Source organism: Bradyrhizobium sp. WSM1743, from assembly GCF_000473065.1.
In the GTDB taxonomy this organism is placed as follows: domain Bacteria; phylum Pseudomonadota; class Alphaproteobacteria; order Rhizobiales; family Xanthobacteraceae; genus Bradyrhizobium.
Genome location: NZ_AXAZ01000002.1, coordinates 233,288 through 248,948 on the forward strand (window position 1 = coordinate 233,288; position 15,661 = coordinate 248,948).

A 15,661-nucleotide genomic window follows, 5' to 3' on the forward strand; every position below is an offset into this window, starting at 1 on the left:
GCCCTTCCGCAACTGAATTGGAGAGATTGCTAGAGGCCGAGGTCGCGCTTTCGACCAAAGGCCCATTCGACACCGCCGCCGTCCTTCACGACGCCGGTGACGTGCTGGCCGAGCCTCTTTTCGAGCTCGCGCGACCAGGGCACGAGCTGGAAGCCAAGCCCGTTGTCGATCATGGCGAAGCGCCCCGAGCTGAGCGTCAGCCGATGGCGGTACGTGCCCGCCACACGCTCCCCGGACGCGGCGTTTACATGAGGCAGGCTGGCGTCGGCCGAGACTTTTGAAGCCACCTCGTCCAGCTCGCGTCGGCGCAACGTGTTCAGGAGGTCGCGCTGCAGAATGACGTGCTGTCCCTGCCGTCGCGCCAGACCTTCCTGAACCAGATGCTCGGCGCGCGCTTCCATGGCGTTGCGGGTCTCTCGGCCGAAGCCAACCATCGCGAGCGGCATGGGATCTCGGTCAACCAGCCTGTGGTCGAGCCAGGTGGCCCCTCTCGCAGTGATCTGCTCACGGAGATCGAGATCGGAACGGGTTGCGAGCACTACGGTTGGCCGCGGATCGCCGGCTTGACCGAAGCGTCGGACTTCAACGATACCGCCCGCCGGCGGAGCATGTTCGAAAGCCCCTAGGCCTCGAAAGCGCACGTGGTGCGCTCGTCCATCTGTCCCATCGATCAGGGCGTAGGCCTCGCCGGTCAGTTCGTCATGCAGTCCTCGGTCGACCAGTCGTCCGATGATCTGAGATGTCGGCTGTTCACCCTCGATGACGTAGTCGGAAATGCCGCGAGCTTCTCCGCGCTCGGTGAAGGCGCGGTGCATGGTCTTGATGATGTCGCCGCGCATGCCGAGGTCGCGCAAGCTGCGCTCGGCTTCCAGCCCGACCATCCACTCCCCGGGCGCGGCGGATGCAGCAAGGCCCATCTTCTCCAGGTGCTGAAGGCGACCCATCATCAAACGCCTGATCTCAGGATCGGACTTGCCGGGATTCTCTGGGCGAAGATCGATATAGCCGGTCGCATCTGCCGTCAGCCGGATCTCCCGATCGAGCCGCGTCCATCGCTCCGCCGTAACTTCCGTCTCCAGCGAATTGCGGATCTCGTGCTCTGGTTTTGGTCCCAGTTCGATGGCAACCAGTTCCTCGGCGCGTGAGCGCAGGCCCTGGCTGATGTAGTCGCGGGAGATCACGAGATCCGTCCCTTCCTCATCTACTCCCCGAACGAGAAGATGAACATGGGGGTTGTCGGTGTTCCAATGATCGACAGCCACCCAATCAAGCCGCGTGCCGAGATCGGTCTCCATCTGCTTGGCGAGATCGCGGGTGAAGGCCTTGAGGTCGATCATGTCGCCGGCGTCCTCTGGCGAGACGATGAACCGGAAATGATGTCGATCGTCCTTGCAACGTTCAGCGAAAGCCGCACCATCAGCCCGGTCGCCACCAGCGTCGAACATCTCGGCCCTCTCGCCGCTCCGGGTCACCCCATCGCGCTTCAAGTATGAGAGATGGGCGATCAGTGGTGCTGAACGGAAGGCTCGTCCCTTGTGGCGAACGACGCGCGCCTTCACCACCACGCGCCGTGTCGGACTGAACAACCGGCTGCGATTAAAAGCGAGCCGGCCGCGGCCGAACGTCGAACGTCCGTAGACCGCAGAACGCCTGCCGGCCGCCACCTGACCAGAAGTGTGACCGGCCTTCTTCGCGGCACGCAGCACTTGGTTGATGAAGCTCTTGGGCTTCGGCGCGCGGGTGCTGCGGATACGCCCGGGCCGAATGCGCAGATCGCTGTCGCCGGCGGTCATGGCCGAGCCTCTAACAGCATTAAAACAGCTACAGTGCCGAAAATGCCCTTGATCACATTGTTCAAGGCGCAAGGCGCGGCACGCGCCCCGACCGACCGGCACGCCAGAACACAAGCCATGTCAATGGCTTGCGGTTCGACCGGCGAGCGCCTTTTATCTCGCCGTCCTGCCGTCGTTGTCCCCGGGTCACCGGTTCCCGAAAAAGCCACCGCGACCTGGCAGCCAAATCGCGAAGCCCCCACTGCTTCCGAGTGCTTGCGATAGCGATCGTTACCCGAAGGGCCGAGACACCCGTAGGGTGGCTCGGTGAGGAGCGAAGCGACGAGTAGAGCGCGGGCCGAAGGCATCGCCCGTACTCCATCAGCACATATCACCTGCTCGGTGAAGCACGCCAAGACTTGCGAACTCGCGCAATTGGTCATTGCGATACTCCCGAATCTGATCGAGGGACGAACACGCCAAAAGGCCGGGGGACCATGGGCGAAACATCGGACACCGAGATTGCGGCCGTGGCACCGCTCGCCGGCATAAGCGCGAGCAACCGATCGCGCGCTTTCATGAGATCGGATCGCCTAACGAATAGCGTCCCAGCTGCTGATGACTGTCCGCTGGACGCCCACTTCGGCGGCAGTTCGATGGCAAGCAGACTTGCAAGCTTTGCCACGTATGCTCGCGTCTCGTCTGGCAGAGAGCCGCCTGCGAGATGATCTTCATAGCGAGATGGTCCCGCATTGTACGCGGCAAACGCGCCAGGCACGCCATACCGATCGAGCAATTCGCGCAGGTACGCCGTCCCGGCCAGAATGTTGTCGTGCGGATCGTAGGGATCGTTTCCGAGATTGTATCGCTCGCGAAGTTTCGCCCAAGTCGCCGGCATGATTTGCATCAGGCCCATTGCGCCTTTTGGCGATCTGGCGTGCACGTCACCAGCACTCTCGATGCTTTGGACTGATCGGATCCAGTTCGGCGCAATCGCAAAGCGTTGTGAGGCTTCATCGATGAAGCCGGCAAATGCGTGAGCGGTCTGACTGATCGCCGGCTGGGCGGCTGATCCGCTCTGGGCCAAAGCTGCGCTGTCAAACGTGGTCAGGAGGAGCATCAGGGGAACGACAGCACAAACGCGCGTGTTCGACCGACTCAAACGAGCGCTCTGGCTCGCGCCGGCCGTGCAGACGTCGATCGAGGCTGAGGAAGGATCCCGCGATCGATCGAACAGAGGAATGGCGGGGTGAACACGTGGAATACGCACGATCACTCCTCCCACGTCCACACCGGAATCGCACGGCCGATCACGCTAGATGCCGGAAGAAATCCAAAATATCGGCCGTCAAGAGAATCGTCTGACTGCCAGTTCATCAGAAACAGCTCGCCGTCGCCGACTACGCGGCAGCCCTGCCATTTCGGCAGCGGCCGGCCGCGACCGTCACGATCCCGCGCTTTGCCCATTGCAATGTCGTCGACCGAGATCGTGGACCCGCTTCTGCAGATCATCTGCCCGGGCAGCGCAAGGACCCGCTTGAGCATGGGGACGCCGATGGGCAGATAGCCGTTAAGGTCAAGGAATGACGCGAGCGGCTCCGGCGGCTGCACGGCGACTAATTCAGTAACGTGGAAGCGTTCAGCCGGTCGCAGACGATAGAGACCGATCGGTACGCTTGCCGATGCATTCCAGATGCAGAGCGGAAGCGGCTCGAGGACGAGTGTCACGACGAGCGCGGCAGCGGCACCAAACGTCGCCGCAAGAGTCTTGAAGCGCCCTCTCATCGCATCACCCTCTGCCGGTGAAGCCAAGCCTGGTGGCGCGCCTTCGTGTAGGGGCGCGGGTTTTCGTTGACGAACAAACGGTTATGAACGTGATGCCAATGATCAGGCGCGACATCAGCGGGATCGATGCCGAGGGCCTCAATGGCGTCGACCATCTGCAGCACCCGTTCGACCTTCGGCCAACCAGACAGCCGCAGCAAAATATCGCCGCCAGGCTTCACATACGGCACAGTCAAGCAGCGCTGTCCCAGCGCGACCGCGCGCAGGATATCGATCCGCGAAATGACCGTGCCAAAGTCATTGGACGCCCAGCGAACGAAGCCAAAGATGCTGCCTGGCGCAAATGACAGGACGCGCCGGTGGCGATCGAGCTTCCGTTCCTTGACAATGCGACCGAACCGAACGCGGTTTTCGATCCGCTTCTCGAGCCACAGCACTTCCACTTCGGTGAGATCGCTCATGCCGCCGCTCCCGGAGACGGGAATGGAGAGCCGTAAGCATTGGCAGCAGTGAAGCACCTGTGCGGCTTCTGCCGACAAGGAGGATTGACGCCCCGCGGTTGCCAGTCGCCTGCGATGCGGTTTCCAGCCTGGTCCGTTAGAAGAAATCCGAAGGATTTCTGGTTAGTAAAGTTAGAGCGGCTGGAAAGCGCGGAGAAACAAGCTCTTAAGCTCGATTCCGGTCCCCGATAGCACGAGGATCGGGTCCCCGATAGCACGAGGGTTGCGGTCCCCGATAGCACGAGCTGATTCACAGGTTGTCCTCCGAATTGGGAATGAGACCACGCCGGCGCTGGCGCGCCGTTAAGGGATCGACGGGCGTAGGTGCGAAATTCAGCCGCTCCGTGCCATCAGGATCGCGCGTGAGCACGAGCCGATAGCCGGGCAATGTCTGGCGCCGGACGATCTGGCGTACATCGTAAGCAAAGTGCTTGAGCGGCGAGAGGATGCCGGACTTGGCATGGAGGTGCACAAGATCAAAGCTCCAGCCGCCGTCCTGGCGACCACCGTGCTTGCGCACGAGCCGGTAGAGCCACCGGTCGAGCCCGCCCGTCAGATCGAAATAGGCGCGGTCGATCGTGAGCACGAGCGCGTCGTCGATGACGCCGGCATAGAACCAATCCGGCAGGATCAGCTCGAGGCCAAATGGACGACCATTTGCATCGGCCGTCTCCTTCCACTCGTTGATCCAGGAGAAGCGATGCCGTCGCCGTTCTGCCGGCTGCCGGATCGATGTCAGCACGGTCGTTGACTGAAGTCTGTCGAGACCGGCCTTCAGCCGGTCATAGTCTCGCGCGCTGGTGCCGCGGCCGACAAATGTCAGAATCTCGTATGGAGTTGCAGCCATCAAGCGCGAGGTCTTCAAACCAGCGTCACGGGCTTCGACAATCTGCGACGCAGCCCAGATCAGGACATCTGCATCCCAGATGGTCGCCATGCCGTGTTCCGGCACCGCTTCGACACGAATTGCGATTGCACCCGCGCGGAAATCGATCGGCACAACGCGCTTGGTCTTTGCCAGCGAAAAGAACGGATAAGCCATCAGATCCTGCGCGTCGCGGGGCGCAAGGTCACCGGGCAAAGCCCGAAAGAGCTCAAGCTGATCGCGCTCGGAATGCTGCTTGCGTCGCATGATCGGTGCACCAAGCGGCCAATCAGCGACGTTCCTGGCCCGCATATGGGCGCAAGGCAGGCTGCTTCTTGGCCGGCAGAACAGTGCCCTTCCCGGGATCGGAGGTCGACGTCTTGGCTCCCCGGTCGGCCCAAGCCTTAAGGTCATCGACGGCGTAGACGACACGTCCACCGATCTTCCGATACGTGGGCCCCGTACCGTATGTGCGGTGCTTCTCGAGCGTGCGACCGGACAGGCCAAGGTAACGCGCGGCCTCAGGTGTACGCAGGAATCGCGGGGGAAGGCCGGCCATCGGATCGGGCATTTGAGGACTCCAAGAGGACAGCGCACCACGCTTGGCTAGGCCGGCGTGTGTGCGGTCATCATGGAGGAGCAAGATCTCGGAGGGGGATGCCGAATGTCGGGGGTGTGATTTTCGGCACCCCTCGGGGGCGCTACTCGTCCCTGCGCCTGGGCCGCAGGAGTTTGCGGTAACCACCGCGCATCAACGCCAGGCCGCCTTGCACCAGGCGGACCGTTCGATTGCGCAGATCATGCGTCTTCCAGGCGCGATCGGGGATACGCTTCCTGCCGAACAGCGCTTCGGCGATAACGCGATAGCTTCCGCCGGCGCTATGCGCATCGAGCGCACGGATCGCAGCACTCAAGCGATCGCGCCGCTGTTTCGAAAGTTGATGAAAGGCAGGGCCTGGCGCGCGTCCATTCATCGCACGCCACAGCCGCCGGGCTGCATACGCGCGCGCGTCGAAGTCACCATCAAACGGCAATTCGGCTGCATATGACGCGCCAAGCACCGGCGGGTCCTTGGACCAGATACGGTGATCCACCGCACCGATGCGCAGCACGGCATGCCAGCCATCGACAGCGCGGCGCACCTGACCAGTTGCAAGGTCGAGCAGTGGCTGAGACGGCGCCTCGCCGTCTTCAGGCACTGCGACCTTGACTGGAACGACCGCCGCTAAAACCTCAGGCGCCCAAAAGATCGTCTGCTCGTGGAAGGACCTCTGCGGGTCATGGGCGAAAGCAGAGGCCCCACCTCCTCCTGAATTCCGCGGTCACTTCGCCATCCGGGCTGCTGGCGATCATGGCCTCATAGTCGCGTCGATAATCCGCGTTGCGGCGTAGACATTCCCAGGCGATGTCGGTGATTTCAGCATCTTGTAGGCTCTTGTAGGATTCCGGCGACCGCCAGTCGAATTCAGGCATTGCTTCCGCCCCATTGCACGTAGCTAACAAGGATTGCGGCGCAATAGGTATGAACGAAGCGGTTGTAGGAAGTCCCTAGTTTGGCACCACGTGGTGCTCCGGGATGACCACCGATCAGTGGAAGAAGATTGTATCCTCGACGCGAAGAGCGTCGATGAATTTCTTCTATTTCGTGCCAGTACCGCGCAAGAGACGTCCCTGTTCTGTAACCCATTTGGCGCGCTTAAGATGGGTCAGGTATGCTTTGCGCGCGCGATCGGGTTCTTGCTCCGGATCGATGTGCAACACTATTCGCGCGACCTCCCGCCAGTCGGCGCCCTCGCTCTCGGCCTGCAATAGGCGTGTGTAGGTCACGACGTGTTGCTCGTCATAGGGAGTCAGAGCTGAGTCAGACGGCGCAACATCCGCGACGTCAGGATCAAGTGGTGGTTTCGGCATCGTTGCTACGGCTGCACAAGCAATCGAATTGAGAAATAGGCGGTCGCATCTTGCGACCTCGAATAGCTTGCAAGTGTAGCATATGGCATGCCACCAGGAACTGGGCTGGAACTCATTTCTCGAAATTTCGGCAATCGAATCTCCGTTCGCGATCACAAGCGGGGCGCCATGTCCGCGTATTATAACACGTAGCGTTAAAATACGCGATTGCTTCCTATCCTGCGGATGGACATTCGCAAGGTCTTTGGAGGGAATGCGCGCCGATTCCGGCTCGCCCTTGGTTTGAGCCAAGAGGCTGTCGCGGAACGCATGGGCGTCGACAGGGCCTTCATAAGCAGCATGGAAAGAGGGCTGCAAAACGCGACCCTGCTTACCATCTGGGAAACCGCCCAGGCCCTGGAAGTGCGGCCTGCGGATTTACTTGAGGAAAGAGCCGCTAGAATTCGATCCTGATTTGCGCGACAGGGATACTGGCGAGCGTCGCCGTTGCCGTTCCGGCTTGCCGGATCGCCGCAGCGACCTCTTGGATCCCGCGGCATGCCTCCGAATTGCCAGCCGCCTCGATTGAGAAGCCCCGCCCGGCGGACCGGACGGGGCTTTTTGCGGAGCCTCAGTCGCCGCTCTTGCGCGGCCGCGACCAGATGAGGGTGTAACCGTCGCCTTCCTCGTCGTCGAACAGGTTCGCGTAGATCGGTGCGTTGAACGAGGGGTCGTCGAGCTTGAGCGAGAGGTAGTCGCGGCCCTCCTCGGAGCGCTTCGACCAGGCGGCCCCGATCTCCGCGCGCCCCACATAGATGCGGTGGCTGGGAGCGTTGTCATTGGAGCGGTTGGTCTCGGCGACGATACGGACACCCTTGGCTTGCAGGCTCAGGGTGACAATCTCGCCCTGGAAATCATTGCCGACCTTCTTGAAGGAACCGATGTTAGCCATGTCACTTCTCCTGTTGTGTTTCGAGCCCGCGACCACCGCGGCCTCGATGGCGATCTAGGGCCGAAGACGATCGGCGACGCACCCGCTCGCGGGCCGGAGCGGAGCGGAGGACGCCGTTGTGGCGACTTTCTTGTCTCGCGAGGAATGGGCAAAGCCCAGGGGAAGAAAGTCGCATCAACGGCGTTGCGGCTCAGACGATCGAGGCGAAGCCGGTTTTCGGCCAGATCAAGCCATCAACGAGGCCACGTGCGTCCGCGTGCTGAACCGCAATCTCGGGAGAAGACGTGGCTTATCTCGGTTTTGATGAACAAGAGGTCGGAACGATTTAGCGCAGAAAGAGAAACAATCTGCCGCAAAGGGCGGTAACGTCTCCGAAGAAACGATCGTTCATGGCCGCTTCGCCGCGGGCCTAGTGGGCCGGCCGAAATGCGTTCGACTTGGTCTAGGCACTCCGAGGAGGACTGCCTTTCCTCGCTCAGGTCCAGGCTATCCCTCGTTCGATGCGCCGATCTACGCGAACCTGCTCGACGATGAAGGCGGTGAACGATCATCCCTCGCGCGAGGCGGCTGAAAGAATTGGTTGCGACGGATTCTCGACCGCCCTACCCAGTTCGAACGGGCGGGGCTCTACAAAAGCGGCCAAGCGGGTCCACGCTGTGCCGCCAACACAGATCGCGCCCAGGCAAGCGAAGATCTCACGCCAAGCCAGCGACGGCATCCCGATCTGGGACACGGCAAACGCTACATGATAGCCGGCGACGGCAGCCGGAACAGCAAATGCAGTCGCGATGGCGATGCGCAAGGTCAAGGACCGGGTAATTGCAACGGCAACTTGGCCGAGGACGAGCGTCAACGCGCCGCCGGCCGTCGCGATAAGCAGCGCACCTATGAGGCCAGCGCCGCTCCGAAACGCGGTCATCCCGATACTCAGTGTGACGAAAAACGGCAGGGCATACACAGCAAGCGCAAAGATGGCCCAGCAGAACAAGCCAATTCCGAGTGTGTTGAGAACAAGCCCAAGGGCGAGCATGGTGGTGGCTCCATGTGCATAGGTCTAGCGGTCGCGCCCTCCACCACCACCACGGCGCAACCTGGACATAGGGTCGAAACGAGGCGGAGTTGCGGCGCGTGCAACTCCGCTTCGATCGGCGAGGGCGAACGGCGCTCACGCGCCGCCGAACCTCCACACGGGGATGCCAAGGCGCTTTGCCTTGTCGGCGAGGTTGTCCTGAATTCCCGTACCTGGGAAGTGCATGACGCCGATCGGCAGGAGTTCGAGCATGGCATCGTTGCGCTTGAACGGTGCCGCCTTGGCATGTTTCGTCCAGTCGGGCTTGAATGCGATTTGAGGGACCTTGCGGGTCGTCGCCCATTTGGACGCGATCAGTTCGGCTCCTTTAGGGGAGCCGCCGTGGAGCAGCACCATGTCGGGATGCTTGGCGTGAACCTTATCGAGGCGATCCCAGATGAGGTGATGGTCGGTGAAGTCTAGCCCTCCGGTGAGCGCGATCTTCGGCCCAGAGGGCAGCATGACCTCGGTCTCGGCGCGGCGCTTGGCAGCGACAAAGTCGCGGGAGTCGATCATCGCTGCGGTCAGCGTGCGGTGGTTCAGCAGCGAGCCCGTTCGGGGACGCCAGAATGAGCCGGTGTGTGTCTCAAACCGCTCGATGGCCTGGTCGCGGAAGAGCTCCAGGCAGTTGCGGCGCTCGATCAACGTGATGCCTTCGGCCGTCAAGCGTTCGAGTTCGACCGATCGGACTTCCGAGCCGTTCTGCTCGCGCTGACTTTTCTGCTGCGCCTGTTCGTTATCGTCGAGTTGGCGTTCGATGCGGTCGACGGCGCGGTGGAACAGATTGACCGTCGACCAAAGCAGATCGCCTAGATCCGGCTCGAGCCGAGTGTCGCTCAATGTCGCAACCAGGGCATCGAAGATATCGGCGACGGCGCCTGCGATCATCTTGCCCTCGGGAAGAGGTCGCGGATCAGGCTGGTCGTCGAAGGGACGGTAGCCGAAGAGCTGTAGTTCGGTCAGGACGTGGTCAGTTGGAGAAGAGGCGTGCGGCGGTTCAATGTCGTCATGGTCGGTCATTGGAGGGATCCTTTGCCGGATCGGCCGCGCCCATCGCGGCCTTCGTGGCGATCACTCAGACGGCGGACGGAACGGGCCAGAACCCGCAAGGGCCGAAGCGGCAGCGGAGGATGGCGGAGGCCGGCTATTTTGCTTCGCGATGCAAAGCGCGCCGGTTTGATGGCTGTCGTGTCTTCTCATCGTCGGCGCGCGGCGGAAAATGGCCGGGCGTAGCCATTGCCGGCCCGGTCCGGTTGCCGTCCGATCGCCCTCTAGAAGGCCGAGGTCGCGGTCCTCTTCCGCCAATGGCCTCGTTATGACCGACATATCAACGTCGATCGAAACACTGGCCTATTCCGCAGCCACCCTCGACGAATGCAGGAAGCGGACAACGTCCTCTGGCACGAGTTGAAGCCGCAACGCTGCTCGGAGGGTCTCGATACCGAAGACGTGCAGGTCTTCGTTGAAATCGCCGAGCCGGGGGGACAATGCAATCGCTTCAATGCCGGCGTCTTCCGCGCGCTGGGTGAGAGTTACCTGCACGGCATCTCCGGCGGCATCGTCATCGCGGGCGATATAGAGTCGACGGAGGCCAGATGGTAGCATCATGGCCGAGAGGTGATTGGCCGAGAGCGCCGCCGCCATAGGCATGGTCGGCAGCACGTAACGCAATGAAAGCATGGTCTCGATTCCCTCGCCGGCAGCGAGCACGTCGTCCACCACGCCGAAGCGAACGGCGTTGCCGAGGAGGTCGCCCATGGCCCGCCGTGGCGTGTCGATCGGAGCTTTGCCGAGACGAGTGCGATCAAAGCCGTTTGGATCGAGCCAGGTTCGGTGCACGCCGGTGATACGTCCCTCGAGGTTCGTGACGCGGGCGATCATTGCCGGCCAGTTTTCGGTCGGCGAATGCTCGTCCGATCGGTAGTAACAACGTGGATGGAAGCGCAAGCTGCCGGCATGGTGGATGCGGGCTATTCCGCGGCGCTGCAAATACGTCTCGACCACCGTGCCTTCAATCGAACTGGAGATTGCAAAGAGCCGACGAGCGGTTTCCTGCGATCCGGCCGGTACAAGCGAACGAACGGGTTTGGAGGCCAGCTGCGGCTCAGGACGAGGCAACTTTAGAAATCGCCTCGCCTCCTTGGTGACCTCGCTGAAGTCGCGCAAGCCCCGGCATTCGCGGATGATGTCGAGGAGGTCGCCGTGCTCGCCGGTCGCAGCATCAGTCCACTTGCCGGCGGGCCCCTTCGGCGATTCCTGGAGCCGCACAAACATCGAGCGGCCCGGCGTGTTGTGGACGTCGCCAACCACCCAGTACCGCCCCGCCCGCTTGCCATTGGAGAGATAGTATCGGCACACGGCCTCGGCCTCGCGCGCGAGGCGGCGTGCCAGTTCGGAAGCGTCGGAGATCATCACGCGACCTCCCGCGCACCGACACACGCAACCGGATAGGTGTCGAGCACCTTTGTCAGGATCGCCACGCCGCTTGCGTCCGTGGGTACGAACATCCGCAGCTTCCAGGAGATGATCTCTCCAAAGAGGCCGTAAGCACGGAGGCGATCGCGCATCGTATCGTTGAATCCCGACAGCTCGATGCGATATGCGCCCATGACCCGGACGCGGCGAAGCTGGAGCCCCTCAGCGAGGTCGAGGACGGTGCGTCCCTCCATCACCGCGGCAAAGGCAGCGTCCGGTGACAACGTAGGCGCGTCCGCCGAGATGACGTTTGCGACCCACGCGGCAGATACCTTGCGGCCAATGATGCGTTCGCCCGCATCGGTTTGAAGCCGATAGACGCGGGTCGATTCGTTGGGCAGCCGCTTCCAGATCGGCAGCAGCAATCCCGCAACGACGTGGATCGTGCTTTCCGCGAATTCAGGCACATCGGCAAGCTCCGCCAGCCAGATCGCAGCAAAACGGTCGCGATCCGCTTCAACCCAATGGCTCTCCGCCATCATGGCCAGGGGGACCCTGTGCTGTTCCATAGGCCGGATCAGGCAGACGCGGCGCTCGATCTCGCCGTCATCGAGCATGACACTCGCCCCCGGGACCTGCACGGCGGCTCGTCCCGACCGCTCATTAGTCAGCAGGACAGCACCACGATCGGAAAGAAGAGCAAGAGCGTCATCCAGTCTCAAAGGATGATTGCGCTGGCGCTGGGTGATTGTGAGCAGCCGGGTCTCGGCGCCAGTACCCGGATGGACATAGATCGTCCGCCGGTCGGTGACGACAAAGCTTTCGGCCCAGAGCGTTTCCAGCCCTACATCGTAGGTACCGGATGCAACCGCGCCCTCGATCCGAGCGGCCAAGAGCTGCTCGAAGGCGGTGAACAGGACGTTCTGCAGATCGATGGTGAGCGCCAACAACCTGTTCAGGAAGGTCGTGATCGGCGGCAGATTATCCCTGAGCCCATTGGCGTCCATCAGCTTCAGGCCGGTCGCATCCTCGAACCTGTCGAGCGAGCATCCCTCGACCTTGCCTTGCACCAGCAAGGTGTAAAGTTGACGCAACGCATCGCGCCCGTATTGGCTTTCGAGATTGTCCTCAGGCCGGAACAGGCCCTGCCCTCCGGTCTGGCGCTGGCCGCGCGTGATGGCCCCTAACGTATCGAGCCGGCGTGCGATGGTGCTGAGGAAGCGCTTTTCGGCCTTCACGTCGGTCGCGATGGGCCGAAACAGTGGCGGCTGCGCTTGATTGGTGCGGTTGGTCCGGCCGAGCCCCTGGATCGCGGCGTCGGCCTTCCAGCCGGGCTCGAGCAGGTAATGGACGCGCAGACGGCGATTCCGGGCTGACAGTTCGGCGTGATAGCTCCTTCCCGTACCACCAGCATCGGAGAAGACGAGGATCCGCTTGACGTCGTCCATAAAGGCCGATGTCTCCGCGAGATTGGTCGAACCGGCTCGATTTTCGACCATCAGCCGGTCGCCTTTACGAATGATACGGCGCGAACGCCCAGTCACTTCGGCGACCAAGTCCGTGCCGAAGCGCTGCACGATTTGATCCAGCGCGCCCGGTACCGGCGGGAGCGACGCGAGCTTCTCGATGAGGCGGCCGCGTCGTGCGACGGCTTCCCGGCTCTCGACCGGCTGACCATCGCGATAGACAGGCCGGGAGCAGAGGTTGCCCTCCGAATCGGTGAACGGTTCGTAGAGCTGGACCGGGAAGGAATGGGCGAGATAGTCGAGCACATACTCGCGCGGGGTGATGTCGACCTGAACGTCACCCCAGTCCTCGCTCGGGATCTCGGCGAGCCGGCGCTCCATCAGCGCTTCGCCCGTTGAGACAATTTGGATGACGGCAGCATGGCCGGCGTCGAGATCGCGGTCGATCGACCGGATCAGCGACGGCGTCTTCATCGAGGTGAGCAGATGGCCGAAAAAGCGCTGTTTGGCGCTCTCGAAGGCGGATCGGGCCGCGGATTTTGCCTGCCCGTTCAGCGTTCCGGTTTCGCCGGTGATGTTGGCGGCCCGCATCGCCGCATCGAGGTTGTTGTGGATGATGCTGAACGCATCGGCATAGGCGTCGTAGATGCGAACTTGTTCTGGCGTCAGCTGGTGTTCAACGAGCTCGTACTCGACGCCCTCGTAGGAGAGCGAACGGGCGGCGTACAGACCGAGGGCCTTGAGATCGCGCGCCAGCACCTCCATCGCCGCGACTCCGCCCTCCTCGATCGCTTCGACGAACTCGGAACGTGTGGCGAACGGAAAGTCGGCGCCGCCCCACAACCCGAGGCGTTGAGCGTAAGCGAGGTTGTGGACTGTGGTGGCGCCCGTCGCCGACACATAAACCACGCGAGCATTGGGCAAGGCGTGCTGGAGCCTCAGGCCTGCGCGCCCCTGCTGAGAGGCAGCCTGGTCGCCGCGCTCGCCTTTGACGCCGACAGCATTCTGCATGGCGTGGCTCTCGTCGAAGACGATCACTCCTTCGAAGTCGGAGCCCAACCATTCAACGATCTGCCTGACACGCGAAAGCTTTTCGCCACGCTCATCGGTGCGTAGCGTGGCATAGGTGGTGAAAAGGATGCCTTCCGAAAGCCGGATCGGCGTGCCCTGGCGAAACCGGGACAGAGGCGTCACAAGCAGCCTCTCCATGCCGAGCGCGGACCAGTCGCGCTGCGCATCTTCGATCAGCTTGTCGGACTTGCTGATCCAGACGGCACGGCGGCACCCCTTAAGCCAATTGTCGAGCAGGATGCCAGCGACCTGCCGCCCCTTACCCGCGCCGGTGCCATCGCCCAAGAACCAGCCGCGACGAAAGCGGACGGCGTTCTCCGCATCATCGCACGCGGCGGCCACAACATCGAAGGTCGCATCGACCGTCCAGGAGCCCGCGAGAAAATCAGAATGCGCTTCGCCGGCATAGATGATGCTCTCGAGCTGCGCGTCCGACAGAATTCCATCTGCCACCAAACCAGAAGGCAGGTGCGGCCGATAGGACGGTTTAGGCGGCGCAACGGAGGCCATCGCCGCGGACTGCACGAGCTTAGTCGGATGTGCGCACGATCCGAGAATACGAATCGACTGCAATCCGTACTCTTCATAGAGTGCATCGGTGAGTCGGGCGCCTTCCGGTGGCGACCATTCGACCTTCTCGAACGCAAGTTCGACGACTTCAGGCGCTGGGCTTATCGAACAGGACGATGAGTGCGGTCCGACGGCACTGGTCGGTCGCGACTTCGCCGGCCGCCCGATAGCGGCGATCTCCAATGGCGTGGCGACGGGCAGCCTTGGCGGTACACGCTGACCCACCCAGTCAAGCAAGGTAGCGACATCACCCGCCATGCTTGGCGAGGGGGGAAAAGCGGTCGGATCGGCAGCAGGCAGCTTGTCGATTACAAGCAGCCTCGTATCCGTCTGAGTGCCATGCTTGGCGTAGACGGCGCCATCGATCGCCGAAGAAAACACCACGCGCCCGCGTTCCTGGAGCCGCACAAAGGCTTCTCGACATGCAAGGTTATCCGGCGCGAGGCTTGCGCCAGCGATGGCGACGAGGCGTCCGCCGTCGCGAAGACGCGCGAGCGCCGAAGCGATGTGGCGGATAGCCGCATCCGCCATCCGTCGATCGACATTCGCCACCGCGGAGAACGGCGGGTTCATCAGAACGACGCTCGGCGCGACACTCACGTCGAGGTGGTCATCGATCTGAGCAGCATCGAACCGCGAGACGTTAACGCCCGCGAAAAGATGCTCGAGCAACCCCGCCCTGGTCTCGGCCAACTCGTTCAACACCAAGGCGCCGCCGGCGAGCTCGGCAAAGATGGCGAGCAAACCGGTCCCGGCGGAGGGCTCCAGAACGCGATCGGCGAATGTAATGCCGGCTGCGGTGCATGCAACCAGCCCAAGCGGGATCGGCGTCGAGAATTGCTGAAGCGCCTGACTGTCCTCGGAACGCCGCGTGTGGGTCGGCAGACGGTTCGCGACTTTCGCCAGCATCGGCAGCATGGCAGCCGTCGAGCCAGCCGTGGCCCGTATGGCCGGTCCGAACTTCCGAAGAAACAGAACGGTTGCCGCCTCGCAGACGTCATAGGCCGTCTTCCAGTTCCAGGCGCCGGCTGCGTCGGAGGCGCCAAAGGCACCCTCCATGGCGCTACGCAGAACAGCGGCATCGATGCGCCGGCCGCGTTCGAGCTCGGTCAGGAGCTGTCGCGCGGCCCTAACAGCGGCGGAGGTGAGACTTGCAGCGGCACGCATCGAGAGCGGCGCGGCGGCAGCGCCGCCCGCGAGGGATTCGGTCATGGCAGGATGTCTCAGGAGAGCAGGAATGGGTCGAACCATCAGGCGCTCTCCTCTGATCCCGACGGCTCAAACCCTTCCCGGCCTGGCTCTTCCT

General features: G+C 62.5%; 15 protein-coding genes. 1 reads left to right on the top strand and 14 read right to left on the bottom strand.

Annotated elements, in window-relative coordinates:
* Positions 1-29 precede the first annotated feature (29 nt).
* From YU9_RS0103215 to YU9_RS40865, 9 genes are all read right to left on the bottom strand, one after another.
* Positions 30-1,793, bottom strand: coding sequence for a DUF3363 domain-containing protein (locus YU9_RS0103215; protein WP_027571466.1), 1,764 nt, complete (start codon positions 1,791-1,793; stop codon positions 30-32).
* Positions 1,794-2,211: 418 nt separating this feature from the next.
* Positions 2,212-3,042: a lytic transglycosylase domain-containing protein gene (locus YU9_RS0103220; protein ID WP_027571467.1), complete on the bottom strand. Its 831-nt coding sequence runs from the start codon at positions 3,040-3,042 to the stop codon at positions 2,212-2,214.
* Positions 3,043-3,044: 2 nt separating this feature from the next.
* Positions 3,045-3,557, bottom strand: coding sequence for a S26 family signal peptidase (locus tag YU9_RS0103225; RefSeq protein WP_027571468.1), 513 nt, complete (start codon positions 3,555-3,557; stop codon positions 3,045-3,047).
* A complete protein-coding gene (locus YU9_RS0103230; protein WP_027571469.1) occupies positions 3,554-4,018 on the bottom strand; it encodes a DUF2840 domain-containing protein in 465 nt (154 codons plus the stop codon). Before YU9_RS0103230 ends, YU9_RS0103225 begins: the two co-directional genes overlap by 4 nt.
* A 289-nt stretch (positions 4,019-4,307) precedes the next feature.
* Positions 4,308-5,189, bottom strand: a complete 882-nt coding sequence (locus YU9_RS0103235; RefSeq protein ID WP_027571470.1) for a replication initiator protein A — start codon at positions 5,187-5,189, stop codon at positions 4,308-4,310.
* 22 nt (positions 5,190-5,211) lie between these two features.
* The gene (locus YU9_RS0103240) at positions 5,212-5,493 is read right to left on the bottom strand and encodes an AlpA family transcriptional regulator (RefSeq protein ID WP_006018718.1); all 282 of its coding nucleotides are present in this window, start codon (positions 5,491-5,493) and stop codon (positions 5,212-5,214) included.
* Positions 5,494-5,623: 130 nt separating this feature from the next.
* Positions 5,624-6,121, bottom strand: coding sequence for a DUF2285 domain-containing protein (locus tag YU9_RS0103245; RefSeq protein ID WP_027571471.1), 498 nt, complete (start codon positions 6,119-6,121; stop codon positions 5,624-5,626).
* A 79-nt stretch (positions 6,122-6,200) separates the two neighbouring features.
* Positions 6,201-6,395, bottom strand: coding sequence for a transcriptional regulator domain-containing protein (locus tag YU9_RS0103250; protein WP_027571472.1), 195 nt, complete (start codon positions 6,393-6,395; stop codon positions 6,201-6,203).
* Positions 6,396-6,560: 165 nt separating this feature from the next.
* On the bottom strand, positions 6,561-6,833 hold the full coding sequence (locus tag YU9_RS40865; RefSeq protein WP_036016891.1) for a hypothetical protein: 273 nt from the start codon (positions 6,831-6,833) through the stop codon (positions 6,561-6,563).
* 225 nt (positions 6,834-7,058) lie between these two features.
* Between YU9_RS40865 and YU9_RS0103260 the strand changes: the two genes are divergently transcribed.
* On the top strand, positions 7,059-7,286 hold the full coding sequence (locus tag YU9_RS0103260) for a helix-turn-helix domain-containing protein (RefSeq protein ID WP_027571474.1): 228 nt from the start codon (positions 7,059-7,061) through the stop codon (positions 7,284-7,286).
* 157 nt (positions 7,287-7,443) lie between these two features.
* Here the strand turns inward: YU9_RS0103260 and YU9_RS0103265 are convergent, their stop codons facing one another.
* The 5 genes from YU9_RS0103265 to YU9_RS0103285 form a co-directional block, all read right to left on the bottom strand.
* A complete protein-coding gene (locus tag YU9_RS0103265; RefSeq protein ID WP_027571475.1) occupies positions 7,444-7,764 on the bottom strand; it encodes a DUF736 domain-containing protein in 321 nt (106 codons plus the stop codon).
* Between the two features lie 547 nt (positions 7,765-8,311).
* Positions 8,312-8,794 carry a hypothetical protein gene (locus YU9_RS0103270; protein WP_027571476.1) on the bottom strand — a complete coding sequence of 161 codons (483 nt, stop codon included), beginning with the start codon at positions 8,792-8,794 and terminating at the stop codon, positions 8,312-8,314.
* A gap of 135 nt (positions 8,795-8,929) precedes the next feature.
* Positions 8,930-9,853, bottom strand: coding sequence for a DUF2493 domain-containing protein (locus tag YU9_RS0103275; RefSeq protein ID WP_027571477.1), 924 nt, complete (start codon positions 9,851-9,853; stop codon positions 8,930-8,932).
* A gap of 330 nt (positions 9,854-10,183) precedes the next feature.
* A complete protein-coding gene (locus YU9_RS0103280; RefSeq protein ID WP_027571478.1) occupies positions 10,184-11,245 on the bottom strand; it encodes a toprim domain-containing protein in 1,062 nt (353 codons plus the stop codon).
* Entirely contained in the window at positions 11,245-15,567 is a 4,323-nt protein-coding gene (locus YU9_RS0103285; protein WP_027571479.1) for a strawberry notch-like NTP hydrolase domain-containing protein, read from the bottom strand. Before YU9_RS0103285 ends, YU9_RS0103280 begins: the two co-directional genes overlap by 1 nt.
* Positions 15,568-15,661: the final 94 nt, after the last annotated feature.